The sequence below is a fragment of the Actinoplanes sp. NPDC051475 genome (assembly GCF_040689425.1).
Lineage (GTDB): Bacteria > Actinomycetota > Actinomycetes > Mycobacteriales > Micromonosporaceae > Actinoplanes.
The window spans coordinates 130,785-153,071 of record NZ_JBFAZZ010000002.1; the positions used below are offsets into that span (position 1 = coordinate 130,785).

Consider the following 22,287-nt stretch of genomic DNA (forward strand, 5'->3'; position numbering starts at 1 on the left):
GCGGCCTTCAGGAAATCTTCACGCGACCTTCACGGACGCATCGACCCAGTTCGCTGCGCCACTCGCAACCTTTTTGTCAATCAATCCGGGCCCGCCGCAATGCGCGGATGTACTTGGGGAGCTCCCGCGCCGCCTGCTCGAGCTGCCCGGGCGCCAGCTGGTCCACGAAGACGGCGTCCACAACGGCCTGGACCAGCTCGTCCGGCAGCTCGCCGAGGCTCGGCGCCGGGACCTGCCGCCAGATCCGCACGACCCGCAGCCGCGATCTCACCTGCGCCAGCGTGTCTTCCAGCTCCGCGATGGCCTCGTCCGCGCGTACGGCGTCCACCATCAGCCGCCCCTCCGCCGCCAGGGCGAGGAAGAGCTCCCCGGCGAAAGGAAGGGGCGATGCATCCCTGCTCATGCGTCCTCCTCGCCTGTCGCCACGAGTGCACCAGAACGGCGGTGCCCGCAGGAACCTCCCGCTGCCCGAACTGCCCCACGCGACCCCCGTCTCTGCCCCGGGCACCCGCGGACCTACGCGCAAGTAACTGCACGTCGAGCGGAGATCGTCGATTCGCGTACCGGGCGGGAAACGGTCAAGAATGGGTCACGACAGATCCGCAAACGGTCAAGGGCGACGATATGCTTGCCCGACGCGGGGCTCATGATCAGCTTGCATGCATTGATTAAGAATGACGTCGGTAGTGGCGGCAGAGAGCGATCTCACGACCACGAGATGGGGTAGCCATGAGGGCAGCGCACGAGGGCATGGACCTTCGCCTGCTGGGCCCCGTCCGGGCATGGCGGGACGAGACCGAACTACCGCTCGGCTCCGCGCGGCGTGCGGCGGTCCTCACCGTGCTGGCCCTGCACGCCGGCCACGCCGTCTCCCGCCAGCAACTCGTCGGTGCACTGTGGGGGGAAGAACCGCCGGCCAGCGCGATCGGCAACGTCTACACGTACGTCTCGACCCTGCGCCGGGTGCTCGAACCGGACCGTGACCGCTGGGCCGCGGGACAGCTGCTCACCTCCGGCGGCGGCAGCTACTGCCTGCACGTCCAGCCGGAGAACGTCGACGTGTTCCGCTTCGAGGCGCTGCGGGACGAGAGCCGCCGGCACCGCGGCGCGGGCGATCGGCTCGCCGAACTGGCCGCCCTCGAGGCCGCCATGCGGCTCTGGCACGGCGAGGCCCTCTCCGGCGTCCCGGGCCCGTACGCCGAGTCCCAGCGCCTGCGGCTGACCGAACTGCGCCTGGCCAGCGCCGAACGCCACGCGGCACTGCTCATGGAACTCGGCCGCAACGACGAGGCGATTTCCGCCCTGCGCGCGCTGGTGCAGGCGTACCCGTTGCAGGAAACGCTGCACGGCATGCTGATGACGGCGTTGCAGGCCACCGGCCGCCAGGCCGAGGCCCTGCGCGTGCACGACCACCTGAGCCGGGTGCTGCTCGAGGAGACCGGCACCGAGCCCACCGCGGCGCTGCGCACGATGCGCCTGCGCATCCTCACCGGCACCAAGGACCAGCCGTCATCTGCACGCCCCGTGGCCGGACCGGTCACCGCCTCCGACCCGGTCACGCTGATCGGGCGCGACGCCGAGCTGGCGTCGCTCCGGCAGGCCGTCATCGCGGTGGCGGGCGGGCGGGGTCGCAGCATCCGCGTCGTGGGGCCGCCGGGCATGGGCAAGTCCGCGCTGCTCACCGTGGCGCTGCGCGGCGACGTGCCGCGCGGTTGCCGCACGGGCTGGGGCGTCGGCGACGAGCTGGCCCGGCGCATGCCGCTCGGCGTGCTGCTGGAGTGCATGGAGTCCGCGATGTCCGGCGACGCCCCGCGCGACCTGGTGCGGCACCTCTTCACGGTGGCCGCGGACGCCATCGACGGCCCCCGCCCGCAGACCGTGGAACGGGCGGTCGGGCTGGTCCGGCAGGCCGCCGAGTCCCCGTTGATCCTCGTCGCCGACGACCTCCAGCGGGCGGACACCGCCACCCTGCAGGTCTGGAGCGCCTTGCACGAGCTGACCCGCGAGCTCCCGCTCCTGCTGGTCGCCTCCGTCCGGCCCGGGTCGAAGGTGCTCGGCGTGCCGGCCGACGAGACGCTTCACCTCGCACCGCTGCGCACCGAGCAGGCGACGGCGCTGATCCGGGCGGTCGCGCCGGCGTCGCTGGAGCCGCGGCTGCTGCGCCGGCTGCTCGCCGACGCCGGCGGAAACCCGTACTACCTGCGGCACCTCGCAGCGAGCGCGCGCAGCGGCGCCGGCTACCGCGACGTTCCGCCGCCCGAGCTGGTCGCCGCGGTGAACGCGCACCTCGCCGCGTTCGGCGAGGAGACCCGGCACATCCTGCGCGCCTGCGCCTTCCTGGGCGGGGAATGCACCGTGACCGAAGTGGCCGCCGTGACCGACCGGGATCCGCGGGAGCTGGCCCGGATCGTCGAACCCGCCCGGATCGCGGGCGTGCTCACCGACGACCCGCACACGCTCGCCTTCCGCCACCGGATCGTCTCGCGGGTGCTGCACGAGAGCACGCCGGCCGCGCTGCGGATCATGCTGCACCGATCCTTCGCCGAGAAGATCGCCGACCTCGGCGGCGCGCCGGAGCGGGTGGTGGAGCAGCTGCTGGCCGGCCCGGTGCCGCTCGACGCCGGCGCCAGCCGCTGGCTCACCCGCCACATCGAACAGCTCGCGGCCCGCGCCCCTGAGGCCGCGGTGACCATGCTGCGCCAGGTACGCGCGGAGTACGCCCTCGACGAGAGCACCCGGCTGAGTCTCACCGCCTGGCTGGCCCGGCTGCTGCACGAGCAGGCCCGCAACGCCGTGGCGGACGCCGGCTGGGTCGCCGCCCGCACCACCGACGTGACCCTCGAGGCCGAGATGCAATGGATCATGGCGTGCAGCCACGACCGGCACGGGGAACACGCGGCGGCCGCCGACGTGGCGCGCGCCGCGCTCAGCTCCCGTCGCTATCCGGAGCCCTGGCTCAACCGCTTCCGTCTGCTGATCACCAGGCTCCGGCCGTACCTGCCCGGTGAGCCGACCGCGCCGCACCTGAGCAGGTCGGCGCTGCTCGGAGACCAGGTCCCGGCCGGTCGCTGACCGGACGGCGGCGGAAACGGAGGACGGATGTCGGACGACCCGCAGGAACCCCTCCGGGTGTCGGTCCTCGGCCCGGTCCGGGCCTGGTACGGCGACCGCGAGCTGAACCTGGGCCCGGCCCGGCAGCGCGCCCTGTTCGCCGTTCTCGCGGCCGACGCCAACCGGATCGTCAGCCGGGACGACATCATCGAGGCGGTGTGGGGCACCAGCCCGCCGGCCACGGCGCCGGGCAGCGTGTACACGTACATCTCCGGCCTGCGGCGTGCGCTCGCTTCCGGCCCGGACCGCCGTGGCGCCGGCGAGGTGCTCACCTCCGGCCCGAACGGATACTCGCTGCGGGTAACGCCGGGCCACCTGGACAGCGATCGCTTCGAGCAGCTCTGCGCCGAGGCGGCCAACCTGCAGGAATCGGGCGACGCGACCGCGGCGGCGGCGCGCCTCGACGAGGCTCTGCGCATGTGGCACGGCGAGGCGTACGCCGGCGTCACCGGTGACCGCATCGAGGTGGAACGCACCCGCCTCGGCGACCGGCGGCTCGCGGCGGCGGAACGGCGCGCCCGCATCGCCATGGAGCTCGACGACGACGCGCTGATCGCCGACCTGGCCGGGCTCGTCCGCGACTATCCGCTGCACGAGCCGCTGCATGAGCTGCTCATGCTGGCGCTGTATCGCGCCGGCCGGCCGGCCGAGGCATTGGAGGCGTTCCGCGCGGCCCGCCGGACCCTCGTCGCCGAGCTGGGCGTCGAGCCCGGTCCCCGGCTCCAGGAGCTCCAGCGCCGGGTGCTGGACGGCTCGGTGGGCGGCGAGGACGAGCCGGCCCGGACCGCGGCAGTGGTGCCCACCCAGGTCGCGCGCGCGATCCGGGACGGGGTGACGGACCAGCCGCTGTTCGGGCGTACGGACGAAGTGGCCCTGCTGCGCGCCCTGGTCCGCCGGACCGCACAGGGGGGCGGGGCCGCCGTCTGGATCGAGGGCGAGCCGGGCATCGGCAAGACCGAGCTGCTGACCCGCTCGCTGTCCGGCGCCGACGAGGCCGGCTGCCAGCTGTTCTGGGGTGTGGCCGGCGAGCTCGACCGGCACGTCCCGCTGCAGGTGCTCGCCCGCGCGCTGGGCCTGGCGGCGAGCTCGCCCGATCCGCGCCGCGCCGCTCTCGCCGGCGAGTTGCACGCGCCCTCCGGCGACGACAATGACGACGCGGGGCCGGGGATCGCGGCGGAGCGGATCCTCGCGTACCTGCGGACCGCCTGCGCGGCGACGCCGACCGTCCTGGTCGTGGACGACCTGCAGTGGGCCGACGAGGCCAGCGTGCTGCTCTGGGACCGCCTGGCCGCGGCCACCCGGCACCTGCCCCTGCTGCTCGTGGCCGCCGCTCGCCCCGAGCCCAACGGTCGCGAGCTGGCCCAGCTGCGCCGGGGCGTACAGCTGCGCCAGGGGCATGTCCTGGTCCTGGAGGCACTCGCGCCGGAGGCGACCGAGGAGATCGTCGCCTCGGTGGTGGGCGCGTCGGTGGGTCCGCATCTGCGAACCGTGGTGAGCCACTCCGGCGGGAACCCGCTCTGCGCCCGGGAGATGACCTCGGCGCTGGTGCGCCGGGGTGTGGTGACGGTGGCCGAGGGCCGCGCGGACATCGATGCTTCGGTGCCCGTGGAGGCGCCGCGGTCGCTGCTCGCGGTGGTGCGCACCACCGTGGACTTCCTCAGCGAGGACACCAAGGAGGTGCTGCGGCTGGCCGCCCTGCTGGGCACGGAGTTCGCGGTGGACGACGTGGTCGCGGTGACCGGGCGTTCCCCGTTCGAGCTGTTGGCCAACCTCGAGGAGGCCCTGGCCGCGAGCATCGTCGTCGACTCAGGCCCGGATCTGGCGTTCCGGCACCCGTTCCTGCGCGAGGCCCTGTACGACAGCATCCCGCGGGCCATCCGCGCGCTGCGGCACCGGCAGACCGCCGAGATCCTGGCGCGCAAGGGCAGCCCGGTGACCCGGGTGGCCGAGCAGCTCGCCGCCGAGACGCCGGTCGTCGACGACTGGGTGATCGCCTGGCTGACCGAACACCACGCCGAGGTGGTCAAGCGGGTCCCACAGATCGCCCACACCCTGATCCGGCAGGTGCTCGGCACGGGCCTGGCCGCCGCGGAGCAGCGCGAGACGCTGCTGATCGCGCTGGTGAAGCTGGACTTCCGGTACGAGCGGTATCCGATCGAGGAGGCCCGCGAGGCACTCGGCATCGCCACCGACCCGTCGGACCGGGCCGAGATGCGCCAGCTGCTGGCGGCGATGAGGTTCCGACAGGGTGCCCCGGCGGAGGCGATCGGGCTGCTCACCGACGCGGTGCACGATCCGGCCGCGCCGGAGATCTGGCGTACGCGCCACCGGGTGCTGCTGGCCAACTTCCGCCGGGGTTCGCTGGACGACCTCGACCAGGCGGACGAGCGGGCGCGGCATGTGCACGACGAGGCGATCGCGGCGGGCCAGCCGTACGAGGCGGCGTTCGCCCTGCAGACGCTGTGGCTCACCCACTCCATCCGCCGCGACCACGAACGGGCCCTGGAGTACGTCGACCGCGCGCTGGAGATCATGCGCGATCACCCCACCTTCGCGGGCATGTACTTCGACCTGCTCGACAACCGCATGTTCACGCTGCAGAACCTCGACCGCCTCGACGAGGCCGAACGGACCCTGCGCGAGGCGGCTCTGTTCGCGATCCGGCACCGGCTGCCGGCCAGCCTCCAGGTGGCCTCGGCGGTGCAGTACTACTGGCTGGGCCGCTGGGACGACGCGACGGCCGAGGTCAGCGCGGTCACCGACGACGCGCCGGGCATCACGTTCCTGGGCATGCGGGAACCGGGCGCGGTGGCGATGCTCCTGCACGGCGTCGCGGCCCTGATCGCCGGGCGGCGGCGCGACCACAGCCTCGCCGCGGCCCATCTCGACGCCGCGAACGCCCTGCCGGTCACCGACGCCGAGCGCGAGAGCTGCGACTTCCTGCTGGTCGCCCGCGCCCTCGTCGCGGAGCAGCAGGGCCGCGCCGCGGAGGCGCTGGAGGAGCTGGCGCCCCTGCTCACCCCCGAGTACGCGCCGATGATGCTGCGCCATCAGTGGCTGCCCGACGCGCTGCGGCTCGCCCTCACCCTCGGCCGCCGCGACCTGGCCGAACGCGCTGCGGCCATCTGCGCGGCCGAGGCGGACAAGGAGGTCCGTCCGGCGCGCGCATTCGCCGCGGCGGCGCGGTGCCGGGCTTTGATGACCGAGGATCCCGAGCCGGCCCTGCGAGCGGCCGCGCACTACCGGGACGTCGGCCGGGTGCCCGAGCTGGCGGCCGCGCTGGAGGACGCGGCGGTGCTGCTCGCCCTGTCGCGGCGGCCGCATGAGGCGGCTCGTACGGGCGCGGAGGCGGCCGAGCTCTACACCGTGCTGGGGGCGCAGTGGGATCTGCACCGCACCCGCGAGCGGCTCGCCGAGTACGGCATCGACCTCTCCCGCGGCTCCGCGACGACCGCCACCGTCCGGTAGAGACGGTCGCGTGTCCAGATGTGATCGGTAACAACGCCGGCGGAACGCCGGAGCCCACCCGGCCGACTTCGGGCAACCCTACGCTGACCAGCACTTTTACGGCGTTGCAGTCGCATAACGACCCTGTGTTGCGTTCGTTTCTGGTTGGTTATGACCATGACCTTGACAGGAAAAGTTCGATAGTGCGTGAATGTGTTTCCGGATGGTAAAGCGTCGATGCCTGCATTGACGACGCTGGGAGACACCACGAAGGAGCACATGCCATGAGCGCCATGTCCGGCCGCTGGAGGCCGGCGGTCATAACCCTCGGAGCGGCCCTGCTGCTGGTCAGCGCCTGCGCCAAGTCCGAGGACAGCGACACCCCCGCGGCCGGGTCCAACGCGTCCGCGGGCGCGCAGGTCGTCCAGTCGGCGGCGCCGGGCGCCAAGACCTGCACGCTGGATCAGTTCGGCGGGCAGAAGGTCGACCTCAAGACGGCGAAGATCGGCTTCTCTCAGTCGGAGAAGGAGGCGAACCCCTTCCGCATCGCCGAGACGCAGTCCATCAAGGACGAGGCGGCGAAGCTGGGCATCCCCAGCGGCAGCCTGCAGACCACGAACGCGAACTCCCAGTTCAACAAGCAGATCAGCGACGTCGAGCAGATGATCGACTCGGGGGTCCAGCTGCTGGTCATCGCCCCGCTCAACTCCGACGGCTGGGATTCGGTCTTCGCCAAGGCGTCCGCCAAGAAGGTCCCGATCATCACGATCGACCGAAAGATCAACGCGACCTCCTGCAAGGACTACCTGACCTTCATCGGGTCGGACTTCGAGGAGCAGGGAAAGCGGGCGGCCGACAAGATGGCCGCCGCCCTGAACAACAAGGGCTCGGTGGCGATCCTGCTCGGCGCCCCCGGCAACAACGTCACCACGCTGCGCACCAAGGGCTTCAAGGACCAGATCGCCAAGGTCGCTCCCGAGATCAAGATCGTGTTCGAGCAGACCGGCCAGTTCGCCCGCGAGGAGGGCCAGAAGGTCACCGAGCAGCTCCTGCAGTCCAACTCGGACATCAACGGCATCTACGCGGAGAACGACGAGATGGCGCTCGGCGCCGAGGTCGCGCTCAAGGGCGCGGGCAAGAAGAAGGGTGACGTCAAGATCGTGACGATCGACGGCACCAAGGGCGCGGTCCAGGGCATTGTCGACGGCTGGATCTACTCGGTCATCGAGTCCAACCCGCGCTTCGGCCCGCTGGCCTTCTCGACGGCGACCAAGTTCTTCAACGGTGAGCCGATCCCCGAGGACATCATCATCAGCGACCGCGAGTACGACGAGAGCAACGCGAAGAGCGACCTGAACAGCGCCTACTGACGCACGGCTCATCCCCCACGGCGGCGCCGGACCTCTCCGGCGCCGCCGCGTGCCGTCTCAGACATTGATTTGTGTCTATATTTGTTCAAGTTGGTGACTCCCTCCCCGCTCGCAGGTCGCCGACACCGTCCCCTCCAGCACGCTCCCGGAAAAGGAGAACCAACGTGACTGAACATCGATCCCGGTCATGGCGACGCCTCCTCGCCGCGACCACCGCCGCGCTGATCGCCTCGGCCGGCGCCCTGATCGCCACCCAGGCACCGGCGGCGGCGTTCGTGCCGAAGACTCCCCCGCTCACCACCCCGTGGACCAACCAGGTCTCCATCACCAACCCGCTGCCCGAATACCCGCGACCCCAGCTGACCCGCCCGGACTGGCAGAGCCTCAACGGCATCTGGCAGTTCGCGGGCGCGGCTAACACCAACAACCCACCGGTGAACACCGATCTCGGCGAGGAGGTGCTGGTGCCGTACCCCATCGAGAGCGCTCTCTCCGGGATCATGCGGCACGAGGACTTCATGTACTACCGCCGGACCTTCACCGTCCCCACAGGCTGGGCCGGCCGCAACGTACAGCTCAACTTCGGCGCGGTCGACTGGCAGTCGAAGGTGTGGGTGAACGGCACCCTGCTCGGCACCCACGAGGGCGGCTACGACAAGTTCTCGTACGACATCACCGGCGCGCTGCGGGCCGGCTCGAACGAGGTGATCGTCGGCGTCTGGGATCCGACCAACAACCAGGACATCCCGGTCGGTAAGCAGCGGCTCAACCGGGGCGGCATCTTCTACACCCCGTCGTCGGGCATCTGGCAGACGGTCTGGCTGGAGCCCACCACCCCCGCGCGGATCACCCGCCTCGACACGACACCGAACGTCGCCGCGGGCGCGCTCGACCTCGTCGTGCAGGGTGCCGGCATCAGCGGCCAGGGCGTCCGGGCCGAGGTGCTCAGCGGCGGCGCGGTCGTCGGCTCGGCCACGGGCGGCGTCGGCTCGGCCATCCGCGTACCGGTCCCGAACGCCCACCTCTGGACCCCGTCGGACCCCTTCCTGTACGACCTGCGCGTGTCGCTGACCGGCACCGGCGGCGGTGACGTCGTGGGCGGCTACGTCGGCATGCGCTCGCTCGGCAAGGCGATGCTCGGCGGAGTGCTGCGACCGACGCTCAACGGCAAGTTCGTGTATCAGCTCGGCACCCTCGATCAGGGCTTCTGGCCGGACGGCATCTACACCGCACCCACCGACGCCGCCCTGCGCTTCGACCTGGAACAGCAGAAGGCGCTCGGCTTCAATATGGTGCGCAAGCACATCAAGGTCGAGAGCGACCGCTGGTTCTACTGGGCGGACCGCCTGGGCCTCATGGTCTGGCAGGACATGCCGGCGCTGGCCAGCGGCCGCGAGCCGTCGACGGCCGGGCGCCAGCGGTTCGAGAAGGAACTCAAGGAGATGATCGACGAGCACAAGGGCATCACGTCGATCGTCCAGTGGGTGCCGTTCAACGAAGGCTGGGGCGAGTACGACGCCGGCCGCATCGCCGACCTGGTGAAGGGCTGGGACCCGACCCGGCTGGTGAACCATGACTCCGGCTCCAACTGCTGCGACTCCGACCCGGACCCCGGAAACGGCGACGTGATCGACGACCACGTGTACGTCGGCCCGGGCATCACCCGCGCCCCGAGCGCCACCCGCATCGCGGTCAACGGCGAGTACGGCGGCCTCGGCCTGCGCGTACCCGGGCACGAGTGGCCGACCAGCGGCAAGTTCGCGTACGAGTGGCTGCCCGACTCGAACGCCCTGACGAGCCGCTACGTGCAGATCACCGGCAAACTCGTCGACCTGATCAACGGCAACGGCCTGTCCGGTTCCGTCTACACCGAGCCGACGGACGTGGAGGAGGAGCTCAACGGCTTCTACACGTACGACCGGCAGATCCAGAAAATGGACTTCACCCGGGTACGCGCGGTGAACCAGATCGTCCTCGGCGCGGCGAACGGCACCACGCTGCCGACGAACAAACTCGCGTCCCTGCGCGTCACCACACCCGGCTACACCAACCGCTACCTGCGCCACCGCGACGGCGCGGCCCGCACGGACGTGATCAGCACGGCGAGCGCGACGACCGACCGGCAGGACGCCACCTTCTTCGTACGCCCCGGCCTGGCGAACAGCTCCTGCTACTCGTTCGAGTCCCGCAACTTCCCCGGCCGCTACCTGCGGCACCGGGCGTACCGGGTCTACAGCGAGGCGAACGACGGCGGCACCTTCACCGCGGACGCGACGTTCTGCGCCCGGCCGGGCCTGTCCGGCGGCGGCACCTCCCTGGAAGCGTCGACCATGCCGGGCTACTACCTGCGGCACCGCAACGACGAGGTGTGGATGGACCAGAACACCGGCGGCTCGTTCAACGACGACGCCACCTGGGCCGTCTCCACGCCGCTGTGGCGCAGCGACGCCGACCTCGCCGTCGGGCAGAAGCGCTCCTTCCGGGTCACCACCCCCGGGTACGACACCCGCTACCTGCGGCACTACGACGGCCTCGCCCGGACGGACGTCATCACGACGAGCAGTCCGGCCACCGACCGGGCAGACGCCACCTTCACCGTGCGCGCGGGTTTCGCCGACTCGAGCTGCTACTCGTTCGAGTCGGTCAACTTCCCAGGCCAATACCTGCGGCACGCCGGCTACCGCCTGCAGAAGTCGTCGAACGACAACACAACGACCTTCCAACAGGACGCCACATTCTGCGCCCAGCAACCCCTCAACGGCGGCACCGGCACCGTCTCGCTGGAATCCTTCAACTACCCCGGCTACCACTGGCGCCACTACGCCGAAGCGGTCTACATCGCCACCACCGGTGGCGCCAACACCTGGGACAACCCCACCAGCTACGCCGCCGACACCACCTGGACCACCGCAACCCCCCTGGCCTGACCAACCGTCGGCCGCGCGACCAGCAGGCTGCCCGGCCACCGATCCTCGCGCTGGCCCACGCAGCGCAACCACAACGGCTTCGGGGGGATGGGATGGCCCACGCAGGGATCAAGCCTGACCGCCCGGAGTGGGCCATCCCATCCCCCCGAAGCCCCCACGGTGACCACCCCCAGGCCAGAACGAGGATGTGCGATCTCTTGACGGATTATGTTGAGAAGTGAGTGAATGTGTTCATGGCGCTGCTAGAAGTCGTCGATGTATCGAAGGTGTTCCCGGGCGTGCGCGCCTTGGACGATGTCTCCTTCACCCTGCAAGCGGGCGAGGTGCACGCCCTGGTCGGCGAGAACGGTGCCGGGAAGTCCACTTTGATCAAGGTGCTGACCGGTGTCTACCAGCCGGACGGCGGCCAGGTCCGCTACCGCGACGAGCCGGCCCGGTTCGACTCGCCCATGGACGCCCAGCGCGCCGGGATCTCGACGATCTACCAGGAGGTCAACCTCATCCCGCTGATGAGCGTGGCCCACAACCTCTTCCTCGGCCGCGAGCCGCGCACCTCTCTCGGCCTGCTCGACGAGAAGCGGATGTTCCGCGAGGCACACGAGATCCTGCTCCGCTACGGCGTCACCACCGACGTCCGGCGCCAGCTCGGCACCCTCGCCCTCGGCGCGCAGCAGATGGTCGCGCTCGCCCGGGCGGTCATGATCGACGCCAAGGTCGTCATCATGGACGAGCCGACGTCGTCGCTGGAACCGCGCGAGGTAGAGACGCTGTTCGGCGTCATCCGGGATCTGCACGCCCAGGGCATCGGCATCGTCTACGTCAGCCACCGCCTCGACGAGCTCTACCAGATCTGCGACGCGGTCACGATCCTGCGCGACGGCAAGGTGGTGCACACCGGCAAGCTGGCCGACCTCGAACGCATCCGGCTCGTCTCGCTCATGCTCGGCCGCGACATGTCCGCCGTACGCCGGGAGGGCTTCACCGGCTTCGCGGGCGACCACGCCGGTGTCGAGGACGCCGCCCCGGTGCTGCGGGTCTCCGGCCTGACCAGCCGGCACAAGCTGCACGACATCAGCTTCGCCGTACGGCCGGGCGAGGTGGTGGGGCTGGGTGGCCTGCTCGGCGCCGGGCGCAGCGAGACGATCAAGGCGATCGGCGGGGCGTACCCGGTCGACGACGGCACGGTCGAGGTCGACGGCAAGGATCTCAAGCGGCCCACCACCGTGCAGGCGGTCAAGGCCGGCATCGCGGTGCAGCCCGAGGATCGCAAGGCCGAGGGCATCGTCGCGGGCCTCTCCGTACGGGAGAACATCGCGCTCGCCGTCCTGCCCCGCATGTCGAAGCTGGGCCTGGTCTCCGACAAGAAGATCGACGAGATCGTCCGCACCTACATGACCCGGCTGCGGATCAAGGCGTCCAGCCCGGACCAGCGCGTCGGCGACCTCTCCGGCGGCAACCAGCAGAAGGTGCTGCTCGCGCGGCTGCTCGCCACCAAGCCCAAGGTGCTGCTGCTGGACGAGCCCACCCGCGGCATCGACGTGGGCGCGAAGGCCGAGGTCCAGGGGCTCATCGACGAGCTGGCCGCCGAGGGACTCGGCGTCGTGCTGGTCTCCTCCGACGCAGAGGAGCTCGTCGAGGGCTCGGACCGGGTGGTGGTGCTGCGCGACGGCGCGGTCGTCGGCGAGCTGCGCGGCGACGACGTGACCACCGAGGCGCTGCTGGAGACGATCGCCGCGGCGGCGGTCGAAGCGAAAGAGGTTGGCAATGACCACTGAGGCTGCGACCGCCCCGCGGCCCGCCGTCGACATGGCACGGGTGCGCGCCTGGCTGCCGAAGTACGGCGTCTACGTCGCGATCGGCGTGCTGGTGCTCTACAACGTGCTGTTCACCCCCCACTTCCTGACCTGGAGCAACCTGCGCATCCAGCTCGTCCAGGTCGCGCCGATCGTCATCGTGGCGCTCGGCATGGCGCTGGTGATCGGCACCGAGGGCATCGACCTGTCGGTCGGCTCGGTAATGGCGCTCGCGGCCGCCCTCATCCCGCTCTATCTCGGGTACGGCGTCGTCGCGGCGATCCTCGTCTCGGTGCTCGCCGGCGCGGCGGTGGGCCTGATCAATGGCACGCTGGTGGCCCGGGTGGGTCTGCAACCCATCGTGGCCACCCTCGCCCTGTTCGTGGGCGGCCGTGGCCTGGCCCTGGTGATCTCCAAGGGCCAGCTCAAGGATGTCCGCAACGAGGACTTCATCTTCCTCGGCTCCGGCGACTTCCTCGGCATCCCGATGCTGGTCTGGATCGCCGCCCTCCTGGTCGTCGTCGTCGCCTTCGTGGTCCGCCGTACCGTCTTCGGCCGCCGCCTGCTCGCGATCGGCGGCAACCGCCCGGCGACCGAACTCGCGGGCATCCCGGTCAAGCGGGTCCTCATCACCGTCTACATCATCTGCGGCGTCCTGGCCTCCGTCGCCGGCGTGCTCGCCGTCTCCCGCATCCAGTCCAGCGACGCCTCCTCGGTCGGCCTGCTCATCGAGCTCTCCGCCATCACGGCGGTGGTGGTCGGCGGCACCCCGCTGACCGGCGGTCAGGTCCGCATCGTCGGCACGGTGGCCGGCGCCCTGCTCATGCAGCTGGTGGTCGCCACGATGATCAAGCACAACCTCCAGCCGTCCACGACCGAGATGGTGCAGGCCGTCATCATCCTCATCGCCGTCTACGCCGCCCGAGAGAGGAAGACCCGGTGACCCAGCAGATCGCGTCGGAACCGCAGGCCGTCGTGGCCCTCGCCGCCGACGAGCGCCGGGCGCAGCGCACCGACCGCCTCGTCGGCCTGGTGCAACGCCAGGGCGCGCCGGCCGTCCTCATCACCGTCGTGATCATCGCCGCGGCGGCGTTCCCGAACTTCCGCAGCTATGACAACGCGGGCACGATCCTCGTCGCCGCGGCCCCGCCCGCGCTCATCGCCCTCGGCATGACCTTCGTCATCATCACAGGTGGCATCGACCTCTCCGTGGGTTCGCTGTATGTCCTCGGTGGCGTCGTCTCAGCCTATGCGTCCCAGTGGGGACTGATTCCGGCATTCTTCTTACCGTTGGCCGTGTGCGGGCTCATCGGCGTGATCAACGGGCTGCTCATCGCGTACACGAGAATGGCGCCCTTCATCGTGACGCTGGCGGCACTGCTCGGGGCGCGGGGACTGATGCGCGCGCTCAGCAGCGAGGGCTCGACGACCTATCTGGTCAGCGACGACGCGTTCCGCCGCTTCGGCACGGGCTCGTTCCTGGGCATCGGCTACCCGGTGTGGCTGGTGGCGGCCGTCTTCGTGGTCGGCATGGTGCTGCTGTCGCGCACCCGGTTCGGTCACGCGGTGTACGCGGTGGGTGGCAGTGAGGACGCCGCGAGCCTCATGGGCATTGCTGTACGGCGTACCAAAGTGTGGGTCTATGTCATGTCCGGCCTGCTCGCCGGCCTGGCCGGGGCGATCAACGCGGCCAAGCTCGGCTCCGGCGTCACGGTGCTGGGCACGGGCATGGAGCTGGACGCGATCGCCGCGGTGGTCATCGGCGGCACGCTGCTGACCGGCGGCGCGGGCACCATCGCGGGCACGATCGCCGGCGTCCTGCTGCTGGGCGTGATCCAGAACATGATCAATCAGGTCGGCAACGTCCCCAGCAGCTACCAGCAGGTCATCAGCGGCGCGTTCCTCGCGGTGGTGGTCGTCGCCCAGACCTACCTCGTCCGGCTACGCCGGGTGACCTGAGAAGATATAAGCATGATCCAACCCACCTTCGTGTACGACGGGGACTGCTCGTTCTGCACCACCTGCGCGCAGTTCATCGAGCGCCGCATCCCGTCGCACGCGACGGTGGTCCCGTGGCAGTTCGCCGACCTCGACGCGCTCGGGCTCACGCTCGAGCAGGTGGAGGAGGCGGTGCAGTGGGTCGGCCCGGACGGCACGGTCGCCTCCGGGCCGGACGCGATTGCGCTGCTGCTGCGCGACGCCGGCCGCCTGTGGGAGGTCCCGGGCCGCGCGCTGCAGCTCAAGCCGGTCGGCCTGCTGGCGTGGCCGGCGTACCGATGGATCGCCGGCCACCGCCACCTGCTGCCCGGCGGCACGGCGGCATGCTCCCTGCCGCAGGCTCAGCGCGAGCGCCTCTACGGCCCCGACGCCGCGTAGTCACTCGAGGCGGGCCGTGCCGAGCACGTGGCCTTCCTTATCGGCCACCGCCACCGCGCGCACGTCGTGCAGCTGGATCGAGCTGGCGCCGGTCACCTTGGCGTTGCCGCTGGGAGTCGGACCCCAGATCGCCGCCTGCTCCGTCGAGCCGTCGGCCTGGCGGACCTGGCAGACGAACGGCCCGCGGCCGGTCAGCCGGGACACGTTCAGGTCGACCGACACACCCCAGGTCTTACCGGTCAGCACCGCCTCGCCGGTCATACCTCCGCCGCTCGCGGGCTCGAAGACCGCGGTGACCAGCGGCGGCCGGCTCGGCACCGCCTGCGGAGGCGGAACGGGCCGTTCCTCGTCGCGCGTCAGGACGAACCCCAGAGAGATCGCCGCGACGAGCAGCACCGCCGCCGCGGCCGCCAGCCATCGCGTGCCGAGGCGACGGCGCTCGCGGGCACGCTCGGCCCGCATCCGGGCGAGCAGACCCTCGATCCGGACGGCGCTCGGCCGCGTTCCGGGAGCGACGGCCGGCGGCGGCGAGGCCTCCAAAGATCGCAGAAGCTCCGGTACGGGGCCCAGCTGCTCCAACTCCGTACGGCAGTCGTCACAGTGCAGCAGATGGGCGTCGAGCCGGTCGGTGTCGGTGTCGTCGAGGCCGCCCAGCAGGTAGCCGCCGAGCAGTTTGCGCAGTTCCTCGTGGCCGGGGCTCATCGCAGCACCCCCATCTCCTCGAACACCTGCCGCAGGGCGCGCACCGCGTAGTAAGCCCTCGACTTCACCGTGCCCTCGGGCACCGACAGTCGCTTGGCGGCGTCCGCGACCGTCCGTCCCTCGTAGTACATCGCCTGCACCACCGCGCGATGGTCGGCCGACAGGCGTTCCATGGCCTCGGCCACCAGCCAGCCCTCGACGAGCTCGTCGACGTTGTCGGCCGACGGCACCGCCGCGACCGCCGCGTCGTCGCCGACCAGGTGCGGCCGGCGCTGCTCGGCCCGCCACGCGTTGGTGACCACGTTGCGGGCGATGGTGAGCAGATACGACCGGGTACGCCCGAGGTCCGGATCGAGATGGTCGATGTGCCGCCAGGCCCGCAGCAGCGTCTCCTGCACCAGGTCCTCGGCCTTGTGCCGGTCCTGCACGTATCGCGAGACGAAGCTGAGCAGCACCGCATAGTGCTCGGTGTACAGCGCGGTCATGAGCTCCTCGTCGGGACTCACCCGTCGTCTCATCGCCGCCTCCCGTCGCCGTCCCGCCCCGTTGTACCCCGGCGGCGCCCGCACGGTTCAATCAGCGCGCGGCAGAAGAGGCCCGAACCGCTCGTACGGGATCAGGCCTCTTCGTTCAGGCTGCGATCAGCAGGCTCCGCGACCGCCGAAGCGGAAGGTCCGGTCACTCAGGGAGAGCACGCTGTAGTACTCGCTCGTGGCCCGCACCGCGGCCCTCGGCTCCGGGCCGTTGGTCATGGAGATCGACCCGATACGCCCGGCGGTGGTGTCCGACGCCGGGCTGCCGTTGCCCATGTCCGTGCAGGGCGCCGAGCTCGCCGCGGCGACCTCGCCGAACCACTGGGTCAGGCCGGCCCGGGTGTACGTGCCGTTCCACAGCCTGTCGGGGAAGTACCCGATCCACTCGGAGTCGTACGCGATCCACCACACGCCGCCGGAGTGCTGGATGCCGAACCGCTTCTGCAAGCCGGTCGGCAGGGTGTCACCGGGCTTGACCGTCCTGCTGTACACCTCGAAGCCGCAGGCGTTGTAGCAGCTCGGCTGCCGGTCCTTCCAGTAGTAGACGAACAGGTGCGGATCGTCGTCGCCGTTGACGGTCCGGTCCACGGTCCAGCCGACCTCCACGATCTGCCGGCCGTCCGCGGACTGCACCGCGATCTCGGTGAGCGAATGGAAGTCGTCGTGGTTCAGCTCGGGCTTGGCGATGCTCAGGTTGGCCCAGGTGCCGTCGGTGTCCCCGGTCTGGGTGCCGACGGCGTAGTGGAAGTACACGTCACCGGGCGCGGCCACCGCGCCGGTGACCGGGGGCGCCGGCGGCACGACGGTGGTGGTGGCCTTGCGCAGGATGCCGGAGCGCGAGTTGCGGCCCTTGGGCGCGTACTCAGGCACGGGTTCCAGGGATCCGCTGGTGTCGGCGGGCGCGGCGTCCGCACCGGCGGCGGCGACCGCGGCACTGGAGACGCCGGCCCGCGCACGCTTGAGCTTCGACGGCCGCTCACCCCACGGCAGCACCTTCGGCGGCGTCGGCACGGGATCGCCCTCGTCGTCGGTCGCCACCGTGTCCGGAACCGCCGCCCCGGCGGGTGCGGCCACTGCGGGCGTCGCGTCAGCGGGCACGGGCACCGCGTCAGCGGGCGCGGCCACTGCGGGCGCCGGCGCATCCGGCGTCTCCTCGGCGTTGGCGTTCAGGGTCCACACGACGCCCATGGAACCGACTACGGCGGCGGCTAGGCCGGCGGCGAGCAAACCGCGGCGGGAGTTCGACACGTGTCCGTCCTCGTTCATCGGGGGGCACGGAGGCGGGGGCGAGGGGAACCTCCGGGCACCCGCTCTCGCAGGCGCCGCCGACGATATAACGCTCCGGATACCGATGGCTGCGCTCGAGCGCCCATTCCGCCTGAACGGTGGAGGACGTGGGCCGATCCGGTGAATCATCAAGCGCGAATATCGACCGTACGTATCGGCACAGTCGCTGTACGGCAAATTTTCATGAGCAGTTTGTGAAAGAGGCTAACGGGTGTGAGGCTCTTTCGGGTCTAGCGTGGACACATGCCCGGCATCGAGGTTCTTCAAATAACTGATCAGGGTGTCGAAAAGCGCATGATGTCCGAAGTCGACGAATTGCTCGGACGCGACGACACCCTCATCTGGATCGATATTCTGCAGTGGGACGAGGAAGCCGTACGGCTGCTCACCGACGTACTCCACTGCCACCCGCTCGCCGTACGGGACTGCGCGGTGCGCAACCGGGTACCCCGGGTGCGCATCTATCCGGAGCACCATCTGCTGATCCTGCACGGGCCGGAACGGGGGCCGTCCGGGCACATCCACTACATCGAACTCGATCAGATCATCAGTCACAGGTACCTCGTGACCGTGCACGGACCGCTGAATCCGGCCGTGAATCCCGAGGTCGCAAACCGGGAGACCGACGCGGTGCGCCGCCGGCTCGAGAGCGGGCGGCTCCGGCCGGGGTCACCGTACGAGCTGTCGTACGCGATCGTCTCCACCCTCGCCCAGCGGCTGGAGTCCTTCATCGAGGAGATCACCCGCGACGTGTGGCACCTGGAGCAGCGGGTCACCGGCGGGCACATGGGCAACCCCGAGGAGTTCCTCGAAGAATTGTTCCAGGCCCGGCACGGCCTTCTCGCGGTCCGCACGATGGGCGCTCTCGGCGCCGAGGTGTACGGCCGCATCGTCGCATTGGGGAAGAGCATCCCGGAGTCGGATCTCCTGTTGATCATGGATGTCGTCGATCAATTAAGTCGGATCAAGGGACTCGCGGACGGCGAACGTGAATATCTTCAGGGTGTCATCGAGTTCTATCGCGTCCGCGCCGAGACGAAAATGACCATCGCCGCCGAACGCCTTGCGGTGATCGCGGTGGTGACTTTGCCGATCACGGCGCTTTCCTCTATTTACGGCATGAACATCATCGTCAACCAGAGCACCCATGTACCGCAGTTGCTGGCGGTCCTCCTGGTCATGGCAATCATGTCCGCCCTCCTGCTGACCTGGGCCAAACGCCGCGGCTGGTGGTAGGCCGGCCGCCGGCCACGTTTCCGATCTCACATCGTGGTAGGTCCCGCGCGCCTCGCCCACCGGCGTACTCTCGCCAGGTAAACCTATAAGCCTTATAGGTTTTGTAGGCAACCGAGGAGTGCTCCGTGACCACCGTCGACATCCGCCTCGACCACCTCGCCGTCGCGCTGCGGCACGCCGCAGACCCGCAGGCGTGGCCGGTGGTCCCGCGCTTCGACCCGATCGACCGGTGGTACCACCGGCTCGCCGCGGAGCCGGATCACGAGGTGTGGCTGCTGACCTGGCTGCCCGGCCAGGGCACGGACCTGCATGACCACGGCGGCTCGGCCGGGGCGTTCCACGTCTTCTCCGGCAGCCTCGTGGAGGACACCGTCAGCGTCTCCCCCGGCTCGGCACCCCGGGTCACCGCCCGCGAACTCGGCGAGGGAGCAGGCCGCCGCTTCGGCACCCACCACATCCACCGGATCACCAACCGCTCCAACCGCCCGGCGATCAGCATCCACGCGTACGGCCCCGCCCTGACCACCATGACCCGCTACCGGATCGCCGCCACGGGCCTGGACGTGGTGACCGTCGAGCGCGCCGGAGCCCAGTGGTGAGCTCGCCGCTGATGCAAGCCCCTCCCGGCTCCCGTGGCATCGACGATCTGCTCGCCGAGGCCCGCGCCCGCCTCGTACGCGTCGGCCCCCGCGAGACCCACCGCGCGATGGCCCGCGGAGCCGTGCTGATCGACATCCGCCCGGCCGCCCAGCGAGCCGAACACGGCGAGATCCCGGGTGCCGTCGTCATAGAACGCAACGTCCTGGAATGGCGCCTCGACCCTCGCAGCGATGCGCGGTTGCCGTTCACGCACTACGACCTCGAGGTGATCGTGACCTGCCAGGAGGGGTACACGAGCAGCCTGGCGGCGGCGGCGCTGCAAGACCTCGGACTGCTGCGGGCGACCGACCTCGACGGGGGATTCAAGGCCTGGCAGGCGGTCGGCCTCCCGACGATCTGACCGTCAGGAGCGGGCGTAGCGGGCCACCCCGTCGATGATCAGGTCGAGGCCGAACTCGAAACGCTCGTCCTGGCCCCCGGACGTCATGACCCGGGCGTTGGCCCGCAGATTCGGGAACCGCTCGGCGGGCAGATTCTCGAAGTACCCGGCGAGCTGCTCGGCGAACGTGTCGCCGTACTCGCCCTCGGTCACCCCGCGCCCCGCTGCGGCCTGGGCGTGCAGGGAACCTTCGTAGGAGTCCGCGACCAGGTACAGGAAGAGCCGGTCGAGGGCCCAAGAGGCGACCTTCGGCGGTACGCCGCCGGCCAGCAGGATTGCGAGCATGCCCTCGGACACGCGCAGAGCATTGGGGCCGGTCGGAACCGTGGCCAGGGCCGCCCGGGCGATGTCGTTGTATCGGCCCATCACCGCGTGGCTGGAGCGGGCCAGCTGCCTGATCTGGTCCCGCCAGCGGCCCGGCTCGGGGGCCGGCACGTCGATGTCGCCGCAGATGCGGTCGAACATGAGCTGGAGCAGCTCCTCCTTGTTCGCGACGTGCGCGTAGAGGCTGGATGCCCCGGTGTGGAAGACGGCCGCGATCCGCCGCATGCTGACCGCTTCGACGCCCTCCTCCGTGACGATGCGCAGGCCGGCGTCGACGATCTGGGCCTGGCCGAGTGCCGGGCGGGCCGGGCGGGCACGCTTCGGGAGGCCGCGGCGCCACGGCGGGAGGGGCAGTTCGGTGTCGGTCATCGGCGAATATCGTAGTTGACTCGAACGGTGTTCGTAAGTAGAACAGTGTTCGACACATCGGAACACTGTTCGGGGGAATCGCATGCAAGCCGTAGTGGAGGGGACGCCCACCGGGGTGGCTCCGTACCGTTGGCGTTGGGTCGCGCTCTTCGTGATCCTCGCCGTCGAGGTGATGGACCTCCTCGACTCGCTCGTCACCACGATCGCCGGTCCGGTCATCCGCGAGGAGCTGGGTGGCTCGCTGAGCCTGATCCAGTGGCTCGGCGCCGCCTACACGCTGGCGATGGCCATCGGGCTGCTCACCGGCGGCCGGCTCGGCGACATCTACGGCCGCCGCCGGATGTTCATGATCGGCGCGACCGGCTTCACGCTCGCCTCGATGCTCTGCGCCGTGGCCTGGACGCCCGGGGTTCTCATCGGCGCCCGCGCGGTGCAGGGGCTCTTCGGCGCGCTGATGCTGCCGCAGGGCCTGGGCATGATCAAGCAGATGTTCTCACCGCAGGAGCAGGCGAAGGCGTTCGGCGCGTTCGGGCCGGTGATGGGCCTCGGCGCCGTCGGCGGTCCGATCCTCGCGGGCTGGCTGGTCGACGCCGACTACTTCGGCACCGGCTGGCGGATGATCTTCCTGATCAACCTGCCGCTCGGGCTCTTCGCGGTGTTCGGGGCGATCAAGTTCCTGCCCGAGTTCCGCAGCGAACGCACCCCGCGCCTCGACCTCGCCGGCGTCGTCCTGGCCGCGGTCGGCGCCTTCCTGCTGCTCTACCCCCTGGTGCAGGGCCGGGAGCTGGACTGGCCGGCCTGGACCCTGGTGATGCTGGCGGCCGGGATCGCCGTGTTCGGACTCTTCGCCCGCTACGAGGCGAGCCGGGACAAGCGCGGCCTGGATCCCCTCGTGACCCCGAGCCTCTTCCGCAAGCGCGCGTTCACCGGCGGCCTGCTCCTCGGGCTCGTCTTCTTCGCGGCGCTCATCGGCACCGGGCTGGTCTTCACCCTGTACCTGCAGGTCGGGCTCGGTTTCTCGCCCCTGAAGGCCGGTCTGACCACCCTTCCGCAGGCCCTGGGCACGGTCGTCGGCTTCATCGCCGCCGGCGCCGGTCTCAGCGAGCGGCTGGGCCGCAAGCTCCTGCTGCTGGGCACCGTCGTCATGGCGCTGGCCACCGCCGGGGTGGCCGCCACGGTCCAGGCCGCGGGCGCCGACATCACGCCCTATCACCTGATCCCGGCGCTCGTCCCGCTCGGCGCCGGCATGGGCCTGGCCATGGCGCCGTTCTTCAACATCATCCTGGCCGGCGTCGACGACGAGGAGACCGGTTCGGCCTCGGGCGCGCTCACCTCGGTGCAGCAGCTCGGCGGCGCCTTCGGGATCGCCGTGCTGGGCACCGTCTTCTTCGGACTGCTGCCCGGCGCGGTCGGCGACCATGTCGACGCGGCGAGCCTGCGGCCCGCCCTGACCGCGGCGGCCGTCCCGGCGGAAGCCCAGCCCGCGGTGGTCACCGCCCTGCGTACCTGCCTGCAGGACCGGGTGGCGGCGAAGGATCCCGACGTGGAGCCGCCGTCCTGCCGGGCACAGGCCCAGCCCCAGGGCCCGGCGGCGGCGGAGATCGGCACCAAGGCCACGGAGGCGGTTCGTGCCGGATTCCGGGACGCCACGGTCCGCGCGCTCGGCATCGCGCTGTTGATGCTGGTCGCCTCGTTCGGTCTGGCGTTCCTGTTGCCCCGGAAGGCGAGACCGGAGGCAGCGCAGCACTGACTCGAGGATCACGGCCGGGCGCG

General features: G+C 70.6%; 17 protein-coding genes. 12 read left to right on the plus strand and 5 right to left on the minus strand.

Going from position 1 to position 22,287, the window contains the following annotated elements:
* Window positions 1–76 precede the first annotated feature (76 nt).
* The gene (locus AB0368_RS05140) at window positions 77–403 is read right to left on the minus strand and encodes a hypothetical protein (protein ID WP_366152508.1); all 327 of its coding nucleotides are present in this window, start codon (window positions 401–403) and stop codon (window positions 77–79) included.
* Window positions 404–729: 326 nt separating this feature from the next.
* Here AB0368_RS05140 and AB0368_RS05145 point away from each other — a divergent pair, with 326 nt between their 5' ends.
* From AB0368_RS05145 to AB0368_RS05180, 8 genes are all read left to right on the plus strand, one after another.
* Window positions 730–3,072 carry a BTAD domain-containing putative transcriptional regulator gene (locus AB0368_RS05145; RefSeq protein ID WP_366152509.1) on the plus strand — a complete coding sequence of 781 codons (2,343 nt, stop codon included), beginning with the start codon at window positions 730–732 and terminating at the stop codon, window positions 3,070–3,072.
* Window positions 3,073–3,099: 27 nt separating this feature from the next.
* On the plus strand, window positions 3,100–6,579 hold the full coding sequence (locus AB0368_RS05150; RefSeq protein WP_366152510.1) for a BTAD domain-containing putative transcriptional regulator: 3,480 nt from the start codon (window positions 3,100–3,102) through the stop codon (window positions 6,577–6,579).
* A 263-nt stretch (window positions 6,580–6,842) separates the two neighbouring features.
* Window positions 6,843–7,928, plus strand: coding sequence for an ABC transporter substrate-binding protein (locus tag AB0368_RS05155; RefSeq protein ID WP_366152511.1), 1,086 nt, complete (start codon window positions 6,843–6,845; stop codon window positions 7,926–7,928).
* A 164-nt stretch (window positions 7,929–8,092) separates the two neighbouring features.
* Window positions 8,093–10,855, plus strand: coding sequence for an AbfB domain-containing protein (locus AB0368_RS05160; protein ID WP_366152512.1), 2,763 nt, complete (start codon window positions 8,093–8,095; stop codon window positions 10,853–10,855).
* 233 nt (window positions 10,856–11,088) lie between these two features.
* Complete coding sequence (locus tag AB0368_RS05165; RefSeq protein ID WP_366152513.1) at window positions 11,089–12,630, plus strand: sugar ABC transporter ATP-binding protein; 1,542 nt, start codon at window positions 11,089–11,091, stop codon at window positions 12,628–12,630.
* Entirely contained in the window at window positions 12,620–13,591 is a 972-nt protein-coding gene (locus tag AB0368_RS05170; RefSeq protein WP_366152514.1) for an ABC transporter permease, read from the plus strand. Before AB0368_RS05165 ends, AB0368_RS05170 begins: the two co-directional genes overlap by 11 nt.
* The gene (locus tag AB0368_RS05175; protein ID WP_366152515.1) at window positions 13,588–14,607 is read left to right on the plus strand and encodes an ABC transporter permease; all 1,020 of its coding nucleotides are present in this window, start codon (window positions 13,588–13,590) and stop codon (window positions 14,605–14,607) included. Before AB0368_RS05170 ends, AB0368_RS05175 begins: the two co-directional genes overlap by 4 nt.
* Before the next feature lie 12 nt (window positions 14,608–14,619).
* On the plus strand, window positions 14,620–15,024 hold the full coding sequence (locus AB0368_RS05180; protein ID WP_366152516.1) for a DCC1-like thiol-disulfide oxidoreductase family protein: 405 nt from the start codon (window positions 14,620–14,622) through the stop codon (window positions 15,022–15,024).
* On the opposite strand, the gene AB0368_RS05185 is transcribed toward AB0368_RS05180, so the two are convergent.
* The 3 genes from AB0368_RS05185 to AB0368_RS05195 all read right to left on the minus strand — a co-directional run bounded on the left by AB0368_RS05185 (window position 15,025) and on the right by AB0368_RS05195 (window position 17,507).
* Window positions 15,025–15,726 carry a zf-HC2 domain-containing protein gene (locus AB0368_RS05185; RefSeq protein ID WP_366152517.1) on the minus strand — a complete coding sequence of 234 codons (702 nt, stop codon included), beginning with the start codon at window positions 15,724–15,726 and terminating at the stop codon, window positions 15,025–15,027.
* A complete protein-coding gene (locus tag AB0368_RS05190; RefSeq protein ID WP_366152518.1) occupies window positions 15,723–16,244 on the minus strand; it encodes a sigma-70 family RNA polymerase sigma factor in 522 nt (173 codons plus the stop codon). Before AB0368_RS05190 ends, AB0368_RS05185 begins: the two co-directional genes overlap by 4 nt.
* Before the next feature lie 123 nt (window positions 16,245–16,367).
* Window positions 16,368–17,507, minus strand: a complete 1,140-nt coding sequence (locus tag AB0368_RS05195; RefSeq protein ID WP_366152519.1) for a neprosin family prolyl endopeptidase — start codon at window positions 17,505–17,507, stop codon at window positions 16,368–16,370.
* 333 nt (window positions 17,508–17,840) lie between these two features.
* Between AB0368_RS05195 and AB0368_RS05200 the strand changes: the two genes are divergently transcribed.
* The 3 genes from AB0368_RS05200 (at window position 17,841) to AB0368_RS05210 (ending at window position 19,782) form a co-directional block, all read left to right on the plus strand.
* A complete protein-coding gene (locus AB0368_RS05200; protein ID WP_366152520.1) occupies window positions 17,841–18,782 on the plus strand; it encodes a magnesium transporter CorA family protein in 942 nt (313 codons plus the stop codon).
* Window positions 18,783–18,907: 125 nt separating this feature from the next.
* Window positions 18,908–19,381 carry a cysteine dioxygenase family protein gene (locus AB0368_RS05205; protein ID WP_366152521.1) on the plus strand — a complete coding sequence of 158 codons (474 nt, stop codon included), beginning with the start codon at window positions 18,908–18,910 and terminating at the stop codon, window positions 19,379–19,381.
* Entirely contained in the window at window positions 19,378–19,782 is a 405-nt protein-coding gene (locus AB0368_RS05210; protein ID WP_366152522.1) for a rhodanese-like domain-containing protein, read from the plus strand. Before AB0368_RS05205 ends, AB0368_RS05210 begins: the two co-directional genes overlap by 4 nt.
* Before the next feature lie 3 nt (window positions 19,783–19,785).
* Here AB0368_RS05210 and AB0368_RS05215 read toward each other — a convergent pair whose 3' ends face one another.
* On the minus strand, window positions 19,786–20,514 hold the full coding sequence (locus tag AB0368_RS05215; protein ID WP_366152523.1) for a TetR/AcrR family transcriptional regulator: 729 nt from the start codon (window positions 20,512–20,514) through the stop codon (window positions 19,786–19,788).
* 82 nt (window positions 20,515–20,596) lie between these two features.
* Between AB0368_RS05215 and AB0368_RS05220 the strand changes: the two genes are divergently transcribed.
* Window positions 20,597–22,264: an MFS transporter gene (locus tag AB0368_RS05220; RefSeq protein WP_366152524.1), complete on the plus strand. Its 1,668-nt coding sequence runs from the start codon at window positions 20,597–20,599 to the stop codon at window positions 22,262–22,264.
* Window positions 22,265–22,287: the final 23 nt, after the last annotated feature.

What these genes read in the sequence shown, in the direction of transcription:
- AB0368_RS05140 (WP_366152508.1), bottom strand. Translation starts at nt 403, where the DNA reads ATGAGCAGGGATGCATCGCCCCTTCCTTTCGCCGGGGAGCTCTTCCTC.
- AB0368_RS05145 (WP_366152509.1), top strand. Translation starts at nt 730, where the DNA reads ATGAGGGCAGCGCACGAGGGCATGGACCTTCGCCTGCTGGGCCCCGTC.
- AB0368_RS05150 (WP_366152510.1), top strand. Translation starts at nt 3,100, where the DNA reads ATGTCGGACGACCCGCAGGAACCCCTCCGGGTGTCGGTCCTCGGCCCG.
- AB0368_RS05155 (WP_366152511.1), top strand. Translation starts at nt 6,843, where the DNA reads ATGAGCGCCATGTCCGGCCGCTGGAGGCCGGCGGTCATAACCCTCGGA.
- AB0368_RS05165 (WP_366152513.1), top strand. Translation starts at nt 11,089, where the DNA reads ATGGCGCTGCTAGAAGTCGTCGATGTATCGAAGGTGTTCCCGGGCGTG.
- AB0368_RS05170 (WP_366152514.1), top strand. Translation starts at nt 12,620, where the DNA reads ATGACCACTGAGGCTGCGACCGCCCCGCGGCCCGCCGTCGACATGGCA.
- AB0368_RS05180 (WP_366152516.1), top strand. Translation starts at nt 14,620, where the DNA reads ATGATCCAACCCACCTTCGTGTACGACGGGGACTGCTCGTTCTGCACC.
- AB0368_RS05185 (WP_366152517.1), bottom strand. Translation starts at nt 15,726, where the DNA reads ATGAGCCCCGGCCACGAGGAACTGCGCAAACTGCTCGGCGGCTACCTG.
- AB0368_RS05190 (WP_366152518.1), bottom strand. Translation starts at nt 16,244, where the DNA reads ATGAGACGACGGGTGAGTCCCGACGAGGAGCTCATGACCGCGCTGTAC.
- AB0368_RS05200 (WP_366152520.1), top strand. Translation starts at nt 17,841, where the DNA reads ATGATGTCCGAAGTCGACGAATTGCTCGGACGCGACGACACCCTCATC.
- AB0368_RS05215 (WP_366152523.1), bottom strand. Translation starts at nt 20,514, where the DNA reads ATGACCGACACCGAACTGCCCCTCCCGCCGTGGCGCCGCGGCCTCCCG.
- AB0368_RS05220 (WP_366152524.1), top strand. Translation starts at nt 20,597, where the DNA reads ATGCAAGCCGTAGTGGAGGGGACGCCCACCGGGGTGGCTCCGTACCGT.